This window comes from Sphingopyxis sp. (assembly GCF_050916055.1).
Lineage (GTDB): Bacteria > Pseudomonadota > Alphaproteobacteria > Sphingomonadales > Sphingomonadaceae > Sphingopyxis.
The window spans coordinates 3542746-3562040 of the sequence record NZ_CP051527.1 but is presented as its reverse complement, the minus strand read 5'-3'; the positions used below and the strand labels follow the sequence as shown (position 1 = coordinate 3562040).

The window sequence follows — 19295 nt, the reverse complement described above, 5'->3', positions numbered from 1 at the left end:
ATGGCATGGCCCCCGCGATGACGAAAGACGCGAGCGAGGACGGCGCGGCCAAAAAGGCCCGGCCGAAAGCCAAGGCCAAGGCGGCCAAGCCTGCGCCGCGCCCCTATGAACGGCCGCGCGGCGGCGAGGCGCGCACGATCGCCGACCTGGTCCCCGAAATCGGCCGCACCGCCTTTCGCAAGTTCGGCTTCGTCCAGTCGTCGGTGGTCAGCCGCTGGCGCGAGATCGTCGGCGACCGGCTGGCCGACGTCACCCAGCCGGCGATGATCCGCTTTCCGGTCGGGCAAAAGGCTGGCGGCACGCTGCACCTGACGATCAGCGGCGCCCACGCGCCGATGCTCCAGCATGTCGCCCCCGACCTGATCGCCGCGGTCAACCGTTTCTTCGGCTATGCCGCGATCGCGCAGGTCCGCATGACCCACGGCCATGTCGCGCCCGCCCCGCCCGTTCAGCAACCGGCAATGCTGAAACCCGTACCCGCCGAACTGGGGGACAGCCTGCGCGACATCGGCGATCCCGAGCTGCGCACCGTCCTCGAACGGATGGCGGCCGGGCTGGCGACGCCGCCCAAGCTCCCCCGCATCAGTTGAGGAACCCGATGGTCGCAATCCCCTCCGCCCCGCTCGCCCGCCGCGCCGCGCTCGGCGCGCTCGCTGCCAGCGCAATGCTGTTGCTCACCGCCGCCGCCCCCGCCGCGCCGCGCTGGTCGGCGACGGTGACGACGAGCGGCATCGGCGCCTATAGCGTCGGCAATCCCGCGGCGAAGGTGAAGCTGGTCGAATATTTCAGCTATACCTGCCACGTCTGCGGCGATTTCGCCAAGGCGGGGTCGGCGCCGCTGAAGGCGCAATATATCGACAAGGGGCTGGTCCTTTTCGAGTATCGCAACCTGGTGCGCGACCCGGTCGACATGACCGCGGCGCTGCTCGCGCGTTGCGGCGGGCCCAAGGCGTTCGCGGGCAACCACCAGGCGATCTTTGCCGCGATGCCGGAGATGCTGGCGCGGCTCAACAAGGCCAGCGACGCGCAAAAGACCAGCTGGTTCGAAGGCACGACCGGCGAGCGCGCGCGCAAGATCGCCGCCGACACCGGCCTCGCCGCGCTGATGACCGCGCGCGGCTATACCGCCGCGCAGCAAAACGCCTGCCTCGACAGCGCCGTTGCGCAGGCCGAACTGACGGGCATGACCAACATCGGCCGCAATGCCGACCGGGTTGCCGGCACCCCTACCTTCTTCATCAACGGCCGCAATGCCGAGGTCGTCGCCTGGCCGGCGCTGAAATCGAAACTCGACCTCGCGCTCAAGGCACCCTAAAAGCGCCCAATCCCTTTGACCGGAGAGAAACCGACCATGAAATCCCCGCTGCGTATCGCCCTTCTGTCCTCGCTCGGCGCGCTCGCGCTGGCCGGCTGCGGCGAGGCCACCCCCGACCCGACCAAGGAACAGGACGCCATCGCCAAGGTCGCCGCTCCCGCGGGCAAGAGCTGGTCGCAGGTCGTGAGCTTCGACACCGACGGTTCGGCGGTGATGGGCAACCCCGAGGCGCCGATCAAGCTGCAGGAATATGGCGCCTTCACCTGCGGCCACTGCGCCCAGTTCACCAAGGATTCGCACGAAGAGCTGAAGCGCGACTTCATCGACACCGGCCGCGTGTCGTACAAGCTGACCCCGTTCATGCTGCACCCGATCGACGCGGTCGCCGGGGCGATCATCAAATGCGCCGGCCCCGACCGGTATTTCCCGCTCGCCGACGCGACCTTCCTTGAGCATGAGACGTTTCTGGCCGGACCGCAGAACCCCGCCCCCGGCATCGAAAAGGCCGCCGAGCTGCCGCCCGCCCAGCGCTTCAACGCGCTCGCCAAAGGCTGGAAGATCGACCAGTTCTTCCAGCAGCGCGGCGTTCCCGCGACCCAGATCGAACAGTGCCTTGCCAATGTCGACAATGTCGCGGCGGTCGAAAAGGCGACCAACGACGGGATCGAGAAATATCAGATCACCGGCACCCCGACCTTCGTCATCAATGGCCAGGTGGCCGAGGGCATCAACACGTGGGGCCCGATGCGCGACCGCCTGCGGATGATGGGCGCGCGTTGAGATAATCGCGATCCTCCCTGTGGCGAAGCCATGGGGAGGAGGCAGCGGCGCAGCCGCTGACGGAGGGGCTTTGGCGCAACCGTCGCTGCCCCTCCACCCCTTGCTTCGCAAGAGTGCTGGGTCGTCCAGTCCCCCGGACTGGACTTGGATTGCCGGGGGCAACCCAACCCGGCACTCCCCATCGCTCCGCGACAGGGAGGAAGAACATCTGCCCCTTGCGACTCCCCCCGCCGCACGGCATGACGCCTGACAGGGGGATATGTGACAGCAAGGTTGCACCAGCTCCGATTCGCCAGACTGCATGAGGACGCCCCGTGCAGATAAAACGGCTGCGCCTGACCGGTTTCAAATCTTTCGTCGAACCCACCGAGCTGCGCATCGAACCCGGACTGACCGGGGTCGTCGGCCCCAATGGCTGCGGCAAATCGAACCTGCTCGAAGCGATTCGCTGGGTGATGGGCGAATCGAGCCCCAAATCGATGCGCGGCGGCGGGATGGAGGATGTCATCTTCGCCGGCACCGCGCAGCGCCCGGCGCGCGACTTTGCCGAGGTCGCGCTGCACTGCGACACCGAGGGCGCCACCGTCGCCGGGCTCGCCGACGCGAGCGAGGGCCGCGAGCTCGAGATCATCCGCCGCATCGAGCGCGGGGCCGGCAGCGCCTATCGTGCCAACGGCCGCGACGTGCGCGCCAAGGACGTTGCGCTGATCTTTGCCGATGCCGCGACCGGCGCGCACAGCCCGGCGCTGGTGAGTCAGGGCAAGATTGCCAATGTCATCGCCGCCAAACCGACCGACCGCCGCGCGATGCTGGAGGAAGCCGCGGGCATTGCGGGGCTCCACGTCCGCCGCAAGGATGCCGAGCAGAAACTGCGCGCCACCGAAACCAACCTCACCCGCCTGTCCGAAATCGTCGCCGACATGGAGGCGCGCGCGGGGGCGCTGCGCCGGCAGGCGCGCGCCGCCGAACGTTACAAAAAGCTCAGCGACGAAATCCGCGTTGCCGAAGGACGGCTGATCTATGCGCGCTGGCGCGACGCCGCCGCCGCCGCCGATCAGGCGCGGCGCGATGCCGACGCCGCCGAGGCGGCGGTGAAGGCGGCGCAGGCCGAACTCGAAACCGTCGCGGCGGCGCAGACCGAGGTGGCGACGCGCGTCGGCACCGCGCGCGCCGAGGCGCAGGCCGAGCGCGATGGGCTAGCCGACGCCACCGCGACCCTCGTCCGTCTGCAGGGGGAGGAGCGCGCTGCGCGCCAGCGCCTCGACGATCTGGCATCGCAGCAACGCCGCATCGCCGACGACCGCGCCCATGAAAGCGAACTCGCACGCGAGGCGCATGGCGCGCTGAGCGCGCTCGATACCGAAAGCCGCTCGCTGGCAGGTGACATCGCCGGCCACGGCGCCGGCAAGGCGGCGCTCGCCGACGCCAATCTCGCCGCGCAGGCGCGGCTTCGCGACGCCGAAGTCGGGCTGGCGCAGGCGCGCGCGACCGCGGCCAGCGAAGCTGCCGACCGCCGGATCGCCGTCTCGGCGCGCGACACCGCCGACGCCGCGGTGCGCCGCGTCGCGAGCGAGCGCGCGCGGGTCGAGGCGGAGATCGCGGCGCTCGGCGACAGCGCGGCGCTGGCCGCGACCTTCGCGGCGAGCCGCAGCGCCGCGGACGCCACAGACGCCGCGATCGCCGCCGCCGAAACCGCGTTGCAGAATGCCGAGGCCGAGCGCGAAACCATCGCCGCCGACCTGACCGGTATCGAGGCCGGCCTCGCCGAAGCGCGCGCCGCGCTCGCCGCGCTCGACGGCGAAGCGGCGACGCTCGAACGCGCGCTCGCTGCCGGGCGCCGCGACGAAGGCCGCATTCTCGACCAGCTTCGCGTCGCGCCGGGTCATGAGGCGGCGCTGGCGGCTGCCTTGGGCGACGACCTCGACGCCGGGACCGACCGCGATGCGGCGCGCCGCTGGGGCGGCGCCGCTGCGGCGGCGACCGACCCAGCGCTGCCTGCCGGCACGCGCCCGCTCGCCGAATATGTCGCGGCGCCCGCTGCGCTCGCGCGGCGCCTCGCGCAGGTCGCGGTCACCGACAGCGATACCGGCCAGCCGCTCGCGGTCGGCCAGCGGCTGGTCACGACCGGCGGCGTGATGCGGCGCTGGGACGGTTTCGTGACCCGCGGCGACGGGGCGACCGCGACCGAGCGCCTGCAACGCCGCAACCGCCTCGACGCGCTCGCCGCGCAGCGCCCCGCGGTCGAAGCGGGGGTCGAGGACCTCGGCGAGCGCCGCGCCACCGCCTCCGCCAAAGCCGCCGCAGCGGTCGATGCCGCCGCCGCCGCGCGCACCGGCCTTGCCGACGCCGACGCCTCGCGCCGCGCCGCGCTGCGCGCTGCCGATCAGGCGCAGGCGGCGATCGATCGCCACCGCGACGCCGCGGCATTGTTCGACCGCCGCCTCGCCGAAATCACCTCGGCCGCGCAGGACGCCGCCGCGCAACTCGCCGCGCACGACGCCGCGCTCGCCGCGCTGCCCGACGAGCGGCTGGCGCACGCCGCGCTCGCCGCCGAAGAGCAGGCCGCCGAACGCGCGCGCGGCGATGCCGGCACCGCGCGCGATACGCTGGCGGCGCACGAGCGCACCCTCGCGGCGCTCAGCGAACGGCAGGCGGTGGTGAGCGCCGAGATCAAGAGCTGGAAAGCCCGCGCCGGCGAGGCGGCGCGGCGGGTCACCGAGATGGACAAGCGCGCCGACGCGCTTGCCGCCGAGGCCGGAAAACTTGCCGACCTGCCCGAACGCCTCGCCGCCGACCGCGCCGCCGCCGAGGCGCAGCAGACGGGGCGGCGCGACAAGGTCGCCGCCGCCGAGACGCGCGAGCGCGAGGCCGAAGCGGCGCTGCGCGAGGTCGACAGCGCGTTGGCGGCGATCCGCGAGCGCGTCGCCGCGGCCCGCGAAACCCGCGCCGGCGCCGCCGCGCGCTCCGAAAACGCCGAACTGCGCCGCATCGAAATGGGCCGGTTGTCGGGCGAGCGGTTCGAATGCCCGCCGCCGCTGCTGCCGCAGAAGGCGGGCTTCGCCGGCGACGAGGTGCGCGACGCCGCCGCCGAGTCGGCGCAGCACGACCGGCTGATCGCCGATCGCGAGCGGCTGGGCCCGGTCAATCTGGTCGCGGCCGACGAGCTGGCGGTGCTCGACGCCGAACGCGAAAAGAGCGCCGCCGAGATCGACGAGCTGCAACAGGCGGTGAACCGGCTGCGCGGGTCGATCGGCAATCTGAACCGCGAGGGGCGCGTCCGCCTGCTCGCGGCGTTCGAGACGGTGAACGGCCATTTCCAGCGGCTGTTTTCGACCCTGTTCGACGGCGGGCAGGCACATCTCGAACTCGTCGATTCGGACGATCCGCTTGAGGCCGGGCTGGAAATCATGGCGCAGCCGCCGGGCAAGCGACTCGGCACGCTGACGCTGCTGTCGGGCGGCGAGCAGGCGCTGACCGCGGTCGCGCTGATCTTCGGCCTGTTCCTGACCAACCCGGCGCCGATCTGCGTCCTCGACGAGGTCGACGCGCCATTGGACGACGCCAATATCGAGCGCTTCTGCGATCTGCTCGACCGCATGACGCGCGAGACCAACACCCGCTATCTGATCGTCACCCACAATGCGGTGACGATGGCGCGCATGCACCGCCTGTTCGGGGTGACGATGATCGAACGCGGCGTCAGCCGGCTGGTGTCGGTCGATCTCGGCGCCGCCGAGGAACTGCTCGCCGCCGAGTAGCGTCTAATGCGCGCTGCCCACCACCAGCATCGCGGCGAATATCAGCAGCCCCGCAAAGCGGTTGCTGCGAAACTTCGCCAGCGCGTCGGCTTCGTTCGCGGGGTCGAGGGTGACGACCTGTCCGGTGAGGTGGAGCGCGGCGGGGACGAGCGCGACGAGCACCAGCGGGTCGGGCCGCACCGCCCACAGCGCCCCCGCCCACGCAGCGAGCGCGGTGGCGTAACACATTGCGACCCCGGCGCGGACGTGGCGCCCCATCGCGCGCGCGCTGGATTTCACCCCGACCGCCATGTCGTCCTCGATATCCTGCAGCGCATAGATGGTGTCGTAGCCGATCACCCAGGCGATGCAGCCGGCGTAGAGCAACGGCAGCGCGAGCCCCTCCTGCCCGCCGGCGGCGATCCACGCGACGATCGCGCCCCAGCTGAACACCAGCCCCAGCCACGCCTGCGGCCACCAGGTGATGCGTTTCATGAACGGATAGCCGGCGACGAGGATCAGGCTGGCGAGCGCAACGATCTGCGCCGGGCGCGGCAGCTGGAGCAGCACGAACAAGCCCACGAGCGACAGCAAGACCATCCACAGCACTGCGTTGCGGACCGGCACCGCGCCGCTCGCGACCGGCCGCGAGGCAGTGCGCGCCACCTGCGCGTCGAGGTCGCGATCGACGATATCGTTATAGACGCAGCCGGCGCCGCGCATCGCGATCGCACCGAGGAGGAGCCACAGGAACAACGGCCAGTGGCTGATCGCGCCGCCCGCCAGCGCCAGCGCCCACGCGCACGGCCAATAGAGCAGCCACCAGCCGATCGGGCGGTCGAAGCGCGCGAGCAGCGCATAGGGCCGCAGCGCGGCGGGCAGCAGCGCGACGAAACCGCGCAGCTGGCTGTCGGGAGGATGGACGGCAGTCATCGCCCGCGGCGATAGCAGCGTGCGCGCCCGCGTTAAATGGCTGATTGGGTCAGCGGGCTTGGCGTCAGGTGCAGCTCGACACCGCAGCCTGCGGCGCCGGATTGAAGGTGCCTGCGCCGTTCTGCCCGGCAAGGTCGCGGCCCTCGCGGATGTTGAACGCCGCGGTCGAGCGGATCGTCCGCGGGCCGAGCCAGGCGCCAAAGGCAAGCGGCTGATATTCATAGACGATTTCGACGAACATCACCGCGGTGCCGCTCGATGCCGTCACCTCGCGCCCCGCCGGACCCATGCCGGCGAAACCGGTGCCGGTGGCGCCGGTGCCTTGGACGCCATAGCTCGAATCGACGTCGAGCTCGCCGTAGCAGCGCTGCCAGTGGATCCACTGGCCGCCGTCGGGATTGCGTTCGAGGCTGGACAGGATGACCCGGCCGTTGCGCCGGAAATCCAGCCCGCGCGCCTGTTCTTCGACCCCGGTGAACACTTCGTTGATATCGATTTCGCGCACCCGCGGCTGCGACAGGTTGCTGCCGAAGGCAATTCGCGCCGCATTGTCGGCGGCGCTGAGCCCGATCTGGCTGATCCGCGTCGTCGACATCGTCAAATTGGCGACTTCGAGCCCGCCGAAGCCGACGAGGACGAGGAGCGGGATGACGAACGCCATCTCGATGATGATCACGGCGCGCGTGTCGCGCGCAAAGCGTATGACACGCGCCGCGGCGGCGCCGATGCGGCGGCGGATGGGGAGGATCAGCTGCATATGACCTCGCTGGTCTCGGTGTTCACATTATAGGGCTGGTTGCGCAGCACCGTGGTCGCTGACAGCGTCGATTCCTGCGGCTGGCCGAGCATCCGCCACACCGGCAGCATGCGATCGAACGTCATCGATGCGGTGTACAGGACGACGTCTTCGGCGCCGCCGTTGCCCGCCGATCCGCGGTCCGCATCCCAGCTGCCGGTGCCGTTGAGATCCTCGAAACATTCGCCGCCATCGTATCGATTGTTGTTGTTGGCGTCGGTGAAGGGTTCGGGATCGCCGATCGCGTCGAAGCTTTCATAGGCTTTGCGGTCGAAAGTGATGTCGGCGTGGTTGAAGACGACGAGAACGCGCTCGCGAACCGCGGCGTCGAGCGCGTCCTGGTCCGCGGCGTTGCCCTCGAGCGTCGAATCGCGCGCCGCCTTGCTCACCGCGCCTTCGAGCACCTGCTTGGCGTACATCTGCCAGCTATAGTCGACGATGCCCATCAGAATGAGCAGGAACAGCGGCGCGGTCAGCGCGAATTCGATCAGCGCGACGCCGCGCTCGTTCCGGCGGAAGCGGGCGAGGAAGGCAGGGCGGTGCGTCATTGCGACAACCGTAGCTTGGAGATCTGGCGGGCGATCGCCTGGAAATTCTCGTTGAGCTGCGACGAGTTATTCGCCTGATAGGCCTTGCCGGGGCTGGCGCAGCTGGTGAGCTGGCTGTTGAGGTTGACCCCGAAGCCGATCACCCAGACCGTGATATTCTTGCCCTTCGCCTTTTCGCAAAGCTGCACGAAGCGATTGTTGTGGCGATCGCGCAGTTCGCCGTCGCTGTTGCCGCCGACGCGCTTCATCAGGAACTCGTAACCCTGAAAGGTCAGGTTGCCCATGTTCGGCGCCATTTCGCCGTCGGTCATGAAGACGATATGGCGGCTGATCGGCCGCCGGTTCGGCGCCATCGCATTTTCGTCGGCGAACATGCCGTCGGGCGACAGCAGGCGCACGCCCCACACCATCCCCGAATCATGATAGGTGCCGCCGACCGGCTGCAGCGAGCCGATATAGCTGTTGAAACTGCCGCGGTCGCTCGCGGTCATCGTCGTCAGCTTCATCGCCGGCACCGGACAGACGCCCCAGCCGTCGGCCCAATATTTCGAATAATTCTGCCAACTGCCCTTCGAACTGCCGTTGCCGGTCACGTTGCTGCTGTTGACGCTGAGCGATCCGGTCGTCGAGGGCGAGTAAGACGGATGGCTGGCCCGCGCAAAGGCGATCTCGGGGATCAGCACCTTCCATTTGGTGTCGTCGTCGCCCGACGGCGCGGTGTCGACATCCATGTCGAGCGCGTCCGAGGGCGCGCTCTGATTGGGTCCGAACACCTCGGTCGCGCGCTCCATGACGCAGCCGCTCCAGGTGTTGGTCTGGTTGGCGCCGGCGTCGCCGACATCGGTGACGATCGACGACCCGCTCTTTGCCTGGCTGACGTCGAACACGCGGTCCTGATAGGTGTATTTGTTGTCGAAGGTCTGCGTCGGCGTTTCCACCGTCGTGGTCGTGTGCGTCCGCACGAAGGTCGCGACGCGGCGCTGCAGGCGGCAGCGGCTGCTCGACCAGGTATAGCGGTAATTATAATAGGTATAGGTCTGGTTCGAATCATAGGTGGTGATGCGATTGCCGTCGCCGTCGACATATTGCGCGGTCTTGTTCAGCTGCGGCGTTCCGCTCGGCGACGGCGTCGTGTCGGCCGGCGGCTCGAGATTGCCGCAGCTCGAGCTGTTCTGGCCGTTGACCGTGCTGACGTTCGAATAATTGCCATACGTCGTGTTGCCGACGCTGTAATCGTCGTCGTGCGTCGTCGATGTGGTGGTCCACGTCACCTTGAACACCGGGGTGCGCGACGGCAGCAACACATTGTCCGACAGCCACGCCGGATTTTTGTCGCGCAGGATCGCGCCGACGTTTGCCGACGAGCTGTACGGAACGACACCGAAACGCAGCCGGCCGTCGCCGACCTCGGCCGTGGTCAGCGTGTCGAAAAAGTCCATCGTCGCGTCCTTGAGCGCGGCGATGCGGTTGACCGAATCCCCCGAATTGGTCTGCGCCATCGAGCCGGTGACGTCGAGGACGAGCATCACGTCGGCGTTCGAAATCTCGAGCTTCGCGGTGCAGTTCACGGCAAGGTCGAAACCGTCGTGGCTGAATATCTTCATAATCGACGTCGGCAGATAGGCGGTCGCCGTCCCCTTGACGTCGGAGGGGCCGTCGGCCTGCGACGAAAAACCGATCCGGCTGCTTTCATAGATGCCGGTCGGATAGTTATAATTGAACATCTTGTTGGCTTCGCTCTGCGCCGAGGAGGAATAGGTGCTCCCCGCCATCGCGCGGCGGCCGGCGAGGACGCCCGCGTCGCATGCCTGCTGCAGACGAAGCTGCGCCATATAGGCGCGCCCGATATCGACACCCGAGCCGATGAGTCCGATCACCGGAAACATGGCAGCCGCGGTCAGGAAAAAGGCATTGCCGCGCTGGTCGCGGATGAATGGCCCGATGCCCTGCCGCAGTCGGCGGATAATGGTCCCTCGCATGGTCTTAAACCCCTTGTCGACCAGCTACGCGCCCCACCCGGATGCGTGTCTGGTATCGTGCAACTAGGGCGAAACTGCTTACCAAATGGCTAATCGGTTCGGCGCGCAATTGCGGCCGAAGCGCCGAAATGCCCCGGATCGGGACAGAGTCGGGGCGGTGACGCGGCGGCTGTGCAAATAATCGCAGTCTGCTATCGCTTCGTCGATGGCTGCTACCCCCGCCTGGCCCCCCGCGAGCACCCCGCGGCTGTTCATCGACACCCCGCTCGGACCCGAGTCCGCGCCGGTGATCGACGGTGCCCCGGCCCATTATCTGCTGAACGTCATGCGGCTGAAAGTGGGCGACCCGCTGCTGCTGTTCGACGACCGCAGCGGCGAGTGGCTGGCGAGCGTCGCCGAAGCGGGCCGGAAGGTGCTGACCGTGCGGATCGAACGCCAGGTGCGCGCGCGCGGCACCGTCCCCGACCTGTGGCTGTGCTTTGCCCCGGTCAAAAAGGCGCGGCTCGACTGGATCATCGAAAAGGCGACCGAACTCGGCGTCGCACGGTTGCAACCGGTAATCACCGAACGGACGATCGTCGAGCGCGTGAAGGCCGAGCGGCTCGCGGCGCAGATCGTCGAAGCGTGCGAGCAATGCGGGCGCACCGCGCTTCCCGAGCTGGCCGAACCGGTCAAGCTGCCCGCGCTGCTTCGCGACTGGCCCGCCGGGCGCGCGCTGCTGTTCGCCGACGAAGCCGGCGGCACGCCGCTGTCGGTCGCCGCCGCGCCGCCGCCCGCGGCGATCCTGACCGGGCCCGAAGGCGGCTTTACCGATCGCGAACGCGAGCTGCTGGTCGCCTGCCCCGCCGTCCGGCGCATCGCGCTCGGCCCGCGCATCCTGCGCGCCGAAACCGCCGCAATCGCCGCCACGGGCATCTGGATGGCGCAGCACGGTGACTGGGCTGGCGACTGACCGGCACTTTCTGTCCCGCGGCAGGACAGAAACCGCACCGACCGGACCCTGCTTAACCCGATATTAGCTATGCCGCGGCATAGCGGCGCCATGCAACGGCGGGACCAGAGCCGATATTGCTGGCGTGGGGGCCAGTATTTGCAGTCTGTGCGCGCATATATCATGCTCGTCTGGCTGGCGTTGACGCTTGCCAGCAATCCCGCCGCCGCACAGACGACCACCACTTACAGCAACACCACCGCCGGCACGATCAGCAACGCGACGCCGTGCACTACCCCGCTGGTGCGCAATATCACCGTAGCGGCGAGCTACATTGTCGGCGACGTCGACATCGGCGTGCTCGCGACGCACAGCTGGCGCGGCGACCTGCGCATCACGCTGCAATCGCCGGCGGGAACGCGCGTCCAGCTCGTCAACGGCGACACCGGCAGCATCGACGGCAACAATTTCAACGTCCGCCTCGACGATGCCGCGGCGCAGGCGGTGAACACCGACGGCAACGGCGCCAACCATGCGGCGACCGCGCCGCCCTATCAGAATGTCTTCAGCCCCGACGCGCCGCTGGCAGCGTTCAATGGCGAAGCCAGCGCCGGCACCTGGCGGCTCGAGATCTGCGACCAGTTTCCCTCGGCCGACAACGGCAATTTCGTGCGCGCCGACCTGTATCTGACCAGCGTGCCGGCCAATTACGCCGACCTGTCGCTGAGCAAGACCGTCAGCAACGCCTCGCCCGCCGCCGGCGCCAGCATCAACTATGTGCTGAGCGTCGCCAGCGCCGGCGCATCGACCCAGACCGCGACCGCGGTCACGGTGCAGGACACGCTGCCCGCCGGCTTCACCTTCACCGCCGCGACGGGGTTCGGAACCTATAACAATGCCACCGGCGTCTGGACGGTCGGGAGCGTCCCGCCGGGGACGACGCGGACGATCACGATCAGCGGCACTGTCGCTGCGACCGCGGGCGCCAGCGTCACCAATGTCGCCGAGATCAGCGCCGCGTCGGCGTTCGATGTCGATTCGATCCCGGGCAATGGCGCGGCAGGTGAAGACGATCAGGCCAGCGCCGTCTTCACCGTGTCGGGAACGCGCACCGCGGGGACGCCGCCGACGCTCGTCTGCCCCGCCGGGCTGACCGTCCACGATTGGGATACGGCCCCATGGACCGCCGGGACGACCAGCGCCAGCTATCCGCTCGCCGCGATCGGGACGATGAATTTCGACATTGCGATCAGCGGCGGCGCCTTCCTCAACAATGCGACCTATGGCGGTCCGTCGCCGACGCGGCAGAATGTCGTCACCGGCGGCCTGTCGCCGGCGCAATTTTCGATATTCGAGATCGTCGACATGACGAGCCAGTCGGGCAGCGTCAGCTCGACGATCGCCCTGCCGACCGCGGTGCCGGGGGCACAGTTCCGCCTGTTCGACATCGATTATGCCGCAGGCCAGTTCGCCGACCGGGTGACCGTCACCGGCAGCTTCAACGGCGCACCGGTGATCCCGACGCTGACCAACGGGATCGGCAATTACGTCATCGGCAACAGCGCCTATGGCGACGCCACCGCGGGCGACAACAGCGCCAACGGCAATGTCGTCGTCACCTTCACCGCGCCGGTCGACACCATCGTCATCGATTATGGCAACCACAGCCTCGCCCCGTCCAATCCCGGCCAGCAGGCGATCGCGATCCACGACATCAGTCTCTGCCGCCCGGTTGCCAATCTGGCGATCGCCAAGACCAGCAGCGTCGTCAGCGACCCGGTGAACGGCACCGCCAATCCCAAGGCGATCCCCGGCGCGACGATGCGTTACTGCCTGCTCGTCACCAACGGCGGCAGCGCTACCGCGACCGCGGTCAGCGTCGCCGATCCGCTCCCGCCGACGGTCGTCTTCGTCGCCGGGTCGTTGCGCAGCGGCACGACGTGCGCCGGCGCGACGACAGTCGAGGACGACAATGCGGCGGGCGCCGACGAGAGCGATCCGGTCGGCGCCTCCTTCGCCGCTGCCACCGTGGCGGCCGCCGCCCCGACGCTGGCACCCGGCGCGGCGCTGGCGATCGCGTTCCAGGTCACGGTCAACTGATGCAGCTACGCGCAACGTGTCTCGGCGCGCTGGCCGTCGCCGCGGCGCTGGCCGCGGTGCCGGCGGCGGCGCAGCGCGTCATCGTCAACCCCTCGTTCGAGGCGAACGATCCGCAGGGACCGGGCGCGGCGAACTTCGAAATTTATTCGAACGGTGAGGTGCTCGGCTGGAATTCGGTTTCGGGCGAGGTCGAATTGTGGGACAGCGGCTTCAACGGCGTACCCGCCTATAACGGCGCGGTGTTCGCCGAGATGAACGCCAATGTCGCCGGCGCGCTCTACCAGAATATCTGTATGGTCAATGGCGAGACGATCGGCTGGACCTTCGCGCACCGCGCCCGCGCGGGCGGCCCGGCGACCCAGACCGCACGCTTCCAGATCGCGAACAGCGGCGGAACCCAGCTCCAGCTGCTCGCGACGCAATCGTCCACGATCAACAATGTTTGGAACGTCAACAGCGGCTCGACCATCTATTCGGGCGCCTCGGGCGTTCAGCGCGTCCAGTTCATCACCACAGATGCTGGCAGCTTCGGCAATTTCCTCGACGACATCCGGATCAGCCTCAATCCCTTCATCGAGCTGTCCGCCGCCACCGGATCGGGGGTCGAATCGATCGCGGCGGCGAACATTCCGGCGCTGCGGATCAGCGGCACCCTGTTCAGCGCGCGCACCGTCAACGTCAGCATCACCGGCGGCAGCGCGACGCGCGGCAGCGATTACACCACCCCCGGCGGCGCGGCGACCTTCACCGTCACCATCCCCGCCGGCACGTATCAGAACACGACGGTGCCGCTCGGCATCGCGGTGATCGACGACGCCGTGACCGAGGGCAGCGAGACGATCCAGATCGCGCTGAACCCCGGCACCGGCTATACCGTGTCGAGCACCGCGAGCTGTGGTGGCACCCCGATCACCGCCGCGACCTACACGATCACCGACAATGATTCGCCGGTGGTGCTGGCCAAGGCGTGGACGAACGGAATCGCGAATGACGCGGTCAGCCTCGTGATCACGGGCGGGCTCGCGGCCACCGCCGGGTCGTCGACCGTCGGCGGGGCGGCGACCAACGCCACCGCGGTTGCGGTCGCGGGCGCGACGCTGACGCTGACCGAAGCCTTCACCGCCGGCACCGCCGCCAATTATACCAGCAATATCGAGTGCCGCCGCAACAGCGACAATGGCGTCGTCGCCACCGCGGGCAGCGGGTTCAGCCGCACCGTCGTCATGCCCGCGGGCACGTCGCTGACCTGCACCTTTGCCAACAGCCGCCGATCGGCGACGCTCGTCGTGCGCAAGACGTGGGTCAACGCCCAGACGACACATGCGGTCACCGTTGCGACGAGCGGCCTGATCAACAATGCCAGCCTCGCCTCGGTGGCCAACAGCGCCAACGAGACCGACACCGGCGCCGCGGTGACCGTCTATGCGGGCGAAAGCGCGGCGCTCGCCGAAAGCTTTACCGTCGGCAATGGCCCGAGCTACACCCAGGCGCTCGCCTGCACCGGCAATGCGGCGGCGCTCGCGGGCCAGATGCTGACCGTCAGCCCGGCCGATACCGCGATCGTCTGCACCTTCACCAACCGCTTTGTCGTGCCGCTCGCGATCGCCAAGACCTCGGCGGCCTACAGCGACCCGTTGAACGGCCTGACCAACCCCAAGCTGATCCCCGGCAGCTTTACGAATTACACGCTGACCGTCAGCGCGCCCGCCGGCACCAGCCCCACGGCGGACAGCGTGATCGTCACCGACGCGATCCCGGCGAACCTCGCCCTGTTCGTCGGCACCTATGCGCCCGGTCCCGGCCCGGTGCGTTTCACCGCCAATGCCAGCGCGCTGACTTACGGCTACACCAGCCTCGCCAGCACCACCGACGACCTGGAATTTTCGAATGATGGCGGCGCCAGCTGGACCTATGCCCCGACCGCCGACGCGAACGGCGTCGATACCAGCGTCACCCACGTTCGCGTCCGGCCCAAGGGATCGATGGCGCCGGGATCGAATTTTACCGTCAACCTGCGGATGCAGGTGAAATAAGGCGGCAAATCATCGCGTTATCAACAGTCGATTGCATTCTATACCGAACCGTCTAAATGCGCGAAATGAGCACGCGCACCGCCTCGGACCGCCACGATCCCATCGTCGAAAACCGCGACCAGCTCGCGGTCCCCATGATCGAGGGCGAAAAGCCCAAGGACCGCTGGCGGATCGGCACCGAGCATGAGAAATTCGTCTATCGCACCGCCGACCACCGTGCGCCCAGCTATGACGAACCCGGCGGCATCCACGATCTGTTGATGGCGCTGACCCGCTATGGCTGGGAACCGGTGATCGAAGGCGGCAAGGTCATCGCGCTGTCGGGAATCGACGGCAACGTCAGCCTCGAACCCGCCGGCCAGCTCGAACTGTCGGGCGCGCCACTCGAGAATCTGCACCAGACCTGCGCCGAAACCGGCCGTCATCTGAAGCAGGTCAAGGAAGTCGGCGCCGAACTGGGGCTCGGTTTCCTCGGGCTGGGCATGTGGCCCGACAAGAAGCGCGCCGAACTGCCGATCATGCCCAAGGGGCGTTACAAGATCATGCTCGACCATATGCCGCGCGTCGGCAGCATGGGGCTCGACATGATGCTGCGCACCTGCACGATCCAGACCAACCTCGATTATTCGAGCGAGGCCGACATGGTGCAGAAATTCCGCGTGTCGCTGGCGCTGCAACCGCTCGCGACCGCGCTGTTCGCCTCCTCGCCCTTCACCGAAGGACGGCCCAACGGCTATATGTCGTATCGCAGCCATATCTGGACCGACACCGACCCCGCGCGCACCGGCATGCTGCCGTTCGTGTTCGAGGACGGGTTCGGCTACGACCGCTATGTCGACTATATGCTCGACGTGCCGATGTATTTCGTCTTCCGCGACGGCAAATATATCGACGCCGCGGGTTTGAGCTTCCGCGATTTCATGAAGGGCGACCTCGCGGCTCTTCCGGGCGAACTGCCGCGCATGTCCGACTGGAACGACCATCTGTCGACCGCCTTTCCCGAAGTGCGGCTGAAAAGCTTTCTCGAGATGCGCGGCGCCGACGGCGGGCCGTGGAACCGCATCTGCGCGCTGCCGGCTTTGTGGGTCGGGCTGCTTTACGACCAGGGCGCGCTCGACGCGGCGTGGGATCTGGTCAAGGGCTGGAGCATCGCCGAACAGCAGGCACTGCGCGACGCGGTGCCGCGCGACGGTCTCGACGCCCCGGCGCCGGGCGGCGGCACCCTCGGCCAGTTGGCCACCCACGTGCTCGACATCGCGGCGGCGGGCCTCGCCGCACGCGGCGAGGTCAATTCGATGGGCGACAATGAAGTCGGGTTCCTCGAACCGCTGCGCCAGATCGTCAAACGCGGCAAATCGCCGGCGCACGATCTGCTCGACCGTTACGAGGGCGCGTGGAACCACGATCTGGCGAAAATCTACGACGAACTGAGCTTTTGACCGCGTCCAGCGCGGGGCCGCACGGCGGCGTCGATTCCTTCATGTTTAACGCGATGATAACCATCGAGCGATAGGCAGGTCCGGCAATTGCTGGAGACGTGCGCGTGCCGCTCGGACAAAACAGGTTGATGGTCAGCTGGCGCACCTTCGGGCTCGCGCTGTTGCTCAGCCTTGTCCTCGGTTTCGTCGGCGCCGCCGACCCGCTCGACCGCCTGACCGAAATGGCGGCGGGGCGGCTCGGCAGCCGCGCGGTGTCGGGCGACATCGTGATCGTCGGGGTCGACGAAAAAACGCTGCGGCAGACCGGCAGCACAATGCTGCCGCGCCCGCAAGTCGCCGAACTGATCGACCGCATCGACCGGGCCGGGGCCAAGCGGCTGTTCCTCGATTTCGAATATCCCAAGCGCGAAGGCGACAACGGGCTCGAGCGCATCGCCGACGCCGCGAACCGGATGGGCGACCGCATCGTCCTCGCCGTCTCGTCGCGCTCGCAGTCGGACAGCGGCGAGGTGATGACCGCGTTCCCCGATCCGCTGTTCGGCCCCGCGCCGCAGCGCGCCAGCATCGCCTGGGAATATGAATTCTGGCAGGTCTGGGCGGTGCCGTTGATGTACAATGCCGACGGCCGCCTGCTGCCCAGCTTTGCCGCCATTCTGGCCGACAAGCGGTCGGACCGGGCATCGGCGTTCGCGGTCGACCTGACCTATGACACCCGCACGATCCGGCAATATAGCGCGATCGACGTCATCGACGGCGTCGTCGGCGCGCGCGAACTGGCGGGCAAGGACGTGATCTTTGCGCCGACCGCCGCCGAATTGCAGGATCGCCACTACCTGCCCGGGCACGACCGCGTGCCGGGCGCCTATATCCACCTGATCGCCGGCGAGACGCTGAAGCGCGGCAACCCGGTCGACATCGGCTGGCTTCCGGCGCTGCTCGTCGCCGCCGCGAGCCTGCTCGCCGCGCTGCGCTTCGTGCCGCAGCGCTGGCTCGCCGCCACCGCGATGTCGATCGTCGCGCTGCTCGTGATCGCCAAGATCCTCCTCGGCACGATGCTGGTCGCGGTGTCGATCGGTGCCGCGCTGCTGTTCGTCGCCGCGATCGCCGCCAATGTCGCCCGCAAGCGCCGTCGCTTCTCCGCCCAGCGCGAGAATCCGGTGTCGGGCCTGCCCAATTTCGAAGCGCTGCGCGCGCAGCCTTCGTTCGGCAGCGCGACGATCATCGCCGCCAAGCTCGTCAATTTCGAGGATCTCGCCGCCTTCCTGCCCGGCGAAGGCAGCCAGCAGCTCGTCGACCAGGTCGCCCGCCGCCTGACCCTCGCGTGCCACGGCACCCAGCTCCACCACGATCTCGACGGCACCTTCGCCTGGCTCGTGCCCTATTATCAGCACAGCCAGATCGAGTCGCACCTCGCCGGGCTCGCGGCGCTGTTCAACGCACCGCTGACGATCGGCGAACTGCGCGTCGACGTCGCTATCGCCTTCGGGGTGAACGACGAGTTCGACGGGTCGAACGCGCAGCGGCTCGCCGCCGCGCTGGTCGCCGCCGAAAAGTCGATCCGCTCGCGGTCGCTGTGGACCAAATATACGCCGCGGCAAAAGGACGACGCCGGCTGGCAATTGTCCTTCCATTCGCAGCTCGAGGATGCGCTCACCGGCGGCGACATCTGGGTCGCCTTTCAACCGCAATATGAAATCGGCACGCTGCGGCTGGTCGGGGTCGAGGCGCTGGCACGCTGGACCCACCCGACGCGCGGCCCGATCCCGCCCGACGAATTCATCGTCCAGGCCGAAAAGAGCCAGGACATCTATCGCCTGACGCTGTTCGTGATGGACCAGGCGATCCGCTCGGCCGCGCAGCTCCACGAACGCGGCCTCCGCATAAACATGTCGGTCAATCTGTCGGCGACCCTGCTCGACCATAGCGATCTGGTGGGCACGATCCGCGTCATGTTGACCGCGCACCATCTGCCGCCCGAAAGCCTGACGATCGAGATCACCGAAACCGCGCAGATCGAAAACAGCCGCCAGGCGCGCCAGACCCTCGCGCAGCTGCGCCGCGCCGGCATCCGCCTGTCGATCGACGATTATGGCACCGGCCAGTCGAACCTTGAATATCTGACCGAGATCGAGGCCGACGAAATCAAGATCGACAAGCGCTTCGTGATGACGATGCGCGATTCGCAGCGCAACTTCGAAGTCGTGAAATCGACGATCGATCTGGCGCACCGGCTGGGTGCCGTGGCGGTCGCCGAAGGCATCGAGGATGCCCCGACGATGGCGCTGCTCGAAGAGCTCGGCTGCGACGTCGGGCAGGGATATCATCTTGGAAAGCCTCAGCTATTTTCAGAGCTTGTCGCAGCGCTTGCCACCCCGCCGCAGAGCCGCACCGCATAACTGCCAAATTGGTTTCGATGTTATAGTTAAGACTCGCTTTACCATCCCGATTAAGGTATACGCTCCGTTAACTGTCCCGTGTTGACAGTTCCAACAGGAGAATCGTTATGGGTTGGTTCTGGAGATGGATGGGTGGCGGTGGCACCGAAAGCGGTGGCGGCGTCGGCTAAACCCCAGCCGTAAGAATTAGAGAAAGGGCTCCGCATGGTCGGGGCCTTTTTTCGTTGGGGCCAAGCGGTTTGCGGCTGGCGCGGGGTCAGCCTGTTTGCGCGGCTTGCGGGCGCCGCCGCATCGGCTTAATCGCCGGG

13 protein-coding genes are annotated in these 19295 nt (G+C 67.9%); 9 read left to right on the top strand and 4 right to left on the bottom strand.

What is annotated here, in order from left to right:
• Window positions 1-17 precede the first annotated feature (17 nt).
• The 4 genes from HEQ22_RS17455 (at window position 18) to smc (ending at window position 5853) form a co-directional block, all read left to right on the top strand.
• A complete protein-coding gene (locus HEQ22_RS17455; protein ID WP_432769096.1) occupies window positions 18-590 on the top strand; it encodes a DUF721 domain-containing protein in 573 nt (190 codons plus the stop codon).
• Window positions 591-598: 8 nt separating this feature from the next.
• The gene (locus tag HEQ22_RS17450) at window positions 599-1315 is read left to right on the top strand and encodes a thioredoxin domain-containing protein (protein WP_432769095.1); all 717 of its coding nucleotides are present in this window, start codon (window positions 599-601) and stop codon (window positions 1313-1315) included.
• A gap of 36 nt (window positions 1316-1351) precedes the next feature.
• Window positions 1352-2095, top strand: coding sequence for a thioredoxin domain-containing protein (locus HEQ22_RS17445; protein ID WP_432769094.1), 744 nt, complete (start codon window positions 1352-1354; stop codon window positions 2093-2095).
• A 314-nt stretch (window positions 2096-2409) separates the two neighbouring features.
• Complete coding sequence (gene smc, locus HEQ22_RS17440; protein WP_432769093.1) at window positions 2410-5853, top strand: chromosome segregation protein SMC; 3444 nt, start codon at window positions 2410-2412, stop codon at window positions 5851-5853.
• A 3-nt stretch (window positions 5854-5856) separates the two neighbouring features.
• Here the strand turns inward: smc and ubiA are convergent, their stop codons facing one another.
• The 4 genes from ubiA to HEQ22_RS17420 all read right to left on the bottom strand — a co-directional run bounded on the left by ubiA (window position 5857) and on the right by HEQ22_RS17420 (window position 10088).
• Window positions 5857-6765, bottom strand: a complete 909-nt coding sequence (gene ubiA, locus HEQ22_RS17435) for a 4-hydroxybenzoate octaprenyltransferase (RefSeq protein ID WP_432769092.1) — start codon at window positions 6763-6765, stop codon at window positions 5857-5859.
• Window positions 6766-6829: 64 nt separating this feature from the next.
• Entirely contained in the window at window positions 6830-7522 is a 693-nt protein-coding gene (locus tag HEQ22_RS17430; RefSeq protein ID WP_432769091.1) for a TadE/TadG family type IV pilus assembly protein, read from the bottom strand.
• Complete coding sequence (locus tag HEQ22_RS17425) at window positions 7513-8109, bottom strand: TadE/TadG family type IV pilus assembly protein (RefSeq protein ID WP_432769090.1); 597 nt, start codon at window positions 8107-8109, stop codon at window positions 7513-7515. Before HEQ22_RS17425 ends, HEQ22_RS17430 begins: the two co-directional genes overlap by 10 nt.
• Window positions 8106-10088 carry a pilus assembly protein TadG-related protein gene (locus HEQ22_RS17420; RefSeq protein WP_432769089.1) on the bottom strand — a complete coding sequence of 661 codons (1983 nt, stop codon included), beginning with the start codon at window positions 10086-10088 and terminating at the stop codon, window positions 8106-8108. Before HEQ22_RS17420 ends, HEQ22_RS17425 begins: the two co-directional genes overlap by 4 nt.
• A gap of 205 nt (window positions 10089-10293) precedes the next feature.
• Between HEQ22_RS17420 and HEQ22_RS17415 the strand changes: the two genes are divergently transcribed.
• From HEQ22_RS17415 to HEQ22_RS17395, 5 genes are all read left to right on the top strand, one after another.
• Window positions 10294-11040 carry a 16S rRNA (uracil(1498)-N(3))-methyltransferase gene (locus HEQ22_RS17415; RefSeq protein ID WP_432769088.1) on the top strand — a complete coding sequence of 249 codons (747 nt, stop codon included), beginning with the start codon at window positions 10294-10296 and terminating at the stop codon, window positions 11038-11040.
• 147 nt (window positions 11041-11187) lie between these two features.
• The gene (locus tag HEQ22_RS17410) at window positions 11188-13119 is read left to right on the top strand and encodes a proprotein convertase P-domain-containing protein (protein WP_432769087.1); all 1932 of its coding nucleotides are present in this window, start codon (window positions 11188-11190) and stop codon (window positions 13117-13119) included.
• Complete coding sequence (locus tag HEQ22_RS17405; RefSeq protein ID WP_432769086.1) at window positions 13119-15152, top strand: Calx-beta domain-containing protein; 2034 nt, start codon at window positions 13119-13121, stop codon at window positions 15150-15152. The genes HEQ22_RS17410 and HEQ22_RS17405 overlap by 1 nt, the downstream gene beginning before the upstream one ends.
• Before the next feature lie 65 nt (window positions 15153-15217).
• Window positions 15218-16591, top strand: a complete 1374-nt coding sequence (locus tag HEQ22_RS17400; protein WP_432769085.1) for a glutamate--cysteine ligase — start codon at window positions 15218-15220, stop codon at window positions 16589-16591.
• 104 nt (window positions 16592-16695) lie between these two features.
• Window positions 16696-18987, top strand: a complete 2292-nt coding sequence (locus HEQ22_RS17395) for an EAL domain-containing protein (protein WP_432769084.1) — start codon at window positions 16696-16698, stop codon at window positions 18985-18987.
• Window positions 18988-19295 lie beyond the last annotated feature (308 nt).

Excerpts from the sequence above, each read along its gene's own strand:
- HEQ22_RS17455 (WP_432769096.1), top strand. The coding sequence starts at position 18 with ATGACGAAAGACGCGAGCGAGGACGGCGCGGCCAAAAAGGCCCGGCCG.
- HEQ22_RS17450 (WP_432769095.1), top strand. The coding sequence starts at position 599 with ATGGTCGCAATCCCCTCCGCCCCGCTCGCCCGCCGCGCCGCGCTCGGC.
- HEQ22_RS17445 (WP_432769094.1), top strand. The coding sequence starts at position 1,352 with ATGAAATCCCCGCTGCGTATCGCCCTTCTGTCCTCGCTCGGCGCGCTC.
- ubiA (WP_432769092.1), bottom strand. The coding sequence starts at position 6,765 with ATGACTGCCGTCCATCCTCCCGACAGCCAGCTGCGCGGTTTCGTCGCG.
- HEQ22_RS17430 (WP_432769091.1), bottom strand. The coding sequence starts at position 7,522 with ATGCAGCTGATCCTCCCCATCCGCCGCCGCATCGGCGCCGCCGCGGCG.
- HEQ22_RS17425 (WP_432769090.1), bottom strand. The coding sequence starts at position 8,109 with ATGACGCACCGCCCTGCCTTCCTCGCCCGCTTCCGCCGGAACGAGCGC.
- HEQ22_RS17420 (WP_432769089.1), bottom strand. The coding sequence starts at position 10,088 with ATGCGAGGGACCATTATCCGCCGACTGCGGCAGGGCATCGGGCCATTC.
- HEQ22_RS17415 (WP_432769088.1), top strand. The coding sequence starts at position 10,294 with ATGGCTGCTACCCCCGCCTGGCCCCCCGCGAGCACCCCGCGGCTGTTC.
- HEQ22_RS17405 (WP_432769086.1), top strand. The coding sequence starts at position 13,119 with ATGCAGCTACGCGCAACGTGTCTCGGCGCGCTGGCCGTCGCCGCGGCG.
- HEQ22_RS17400 (WP_432769085.1), top strand. The coding sequence starts at position 15,218 with ATGAGCACGCGCACCGCCTCGGACCGCCACGATCCCATCGTCGAAAAC.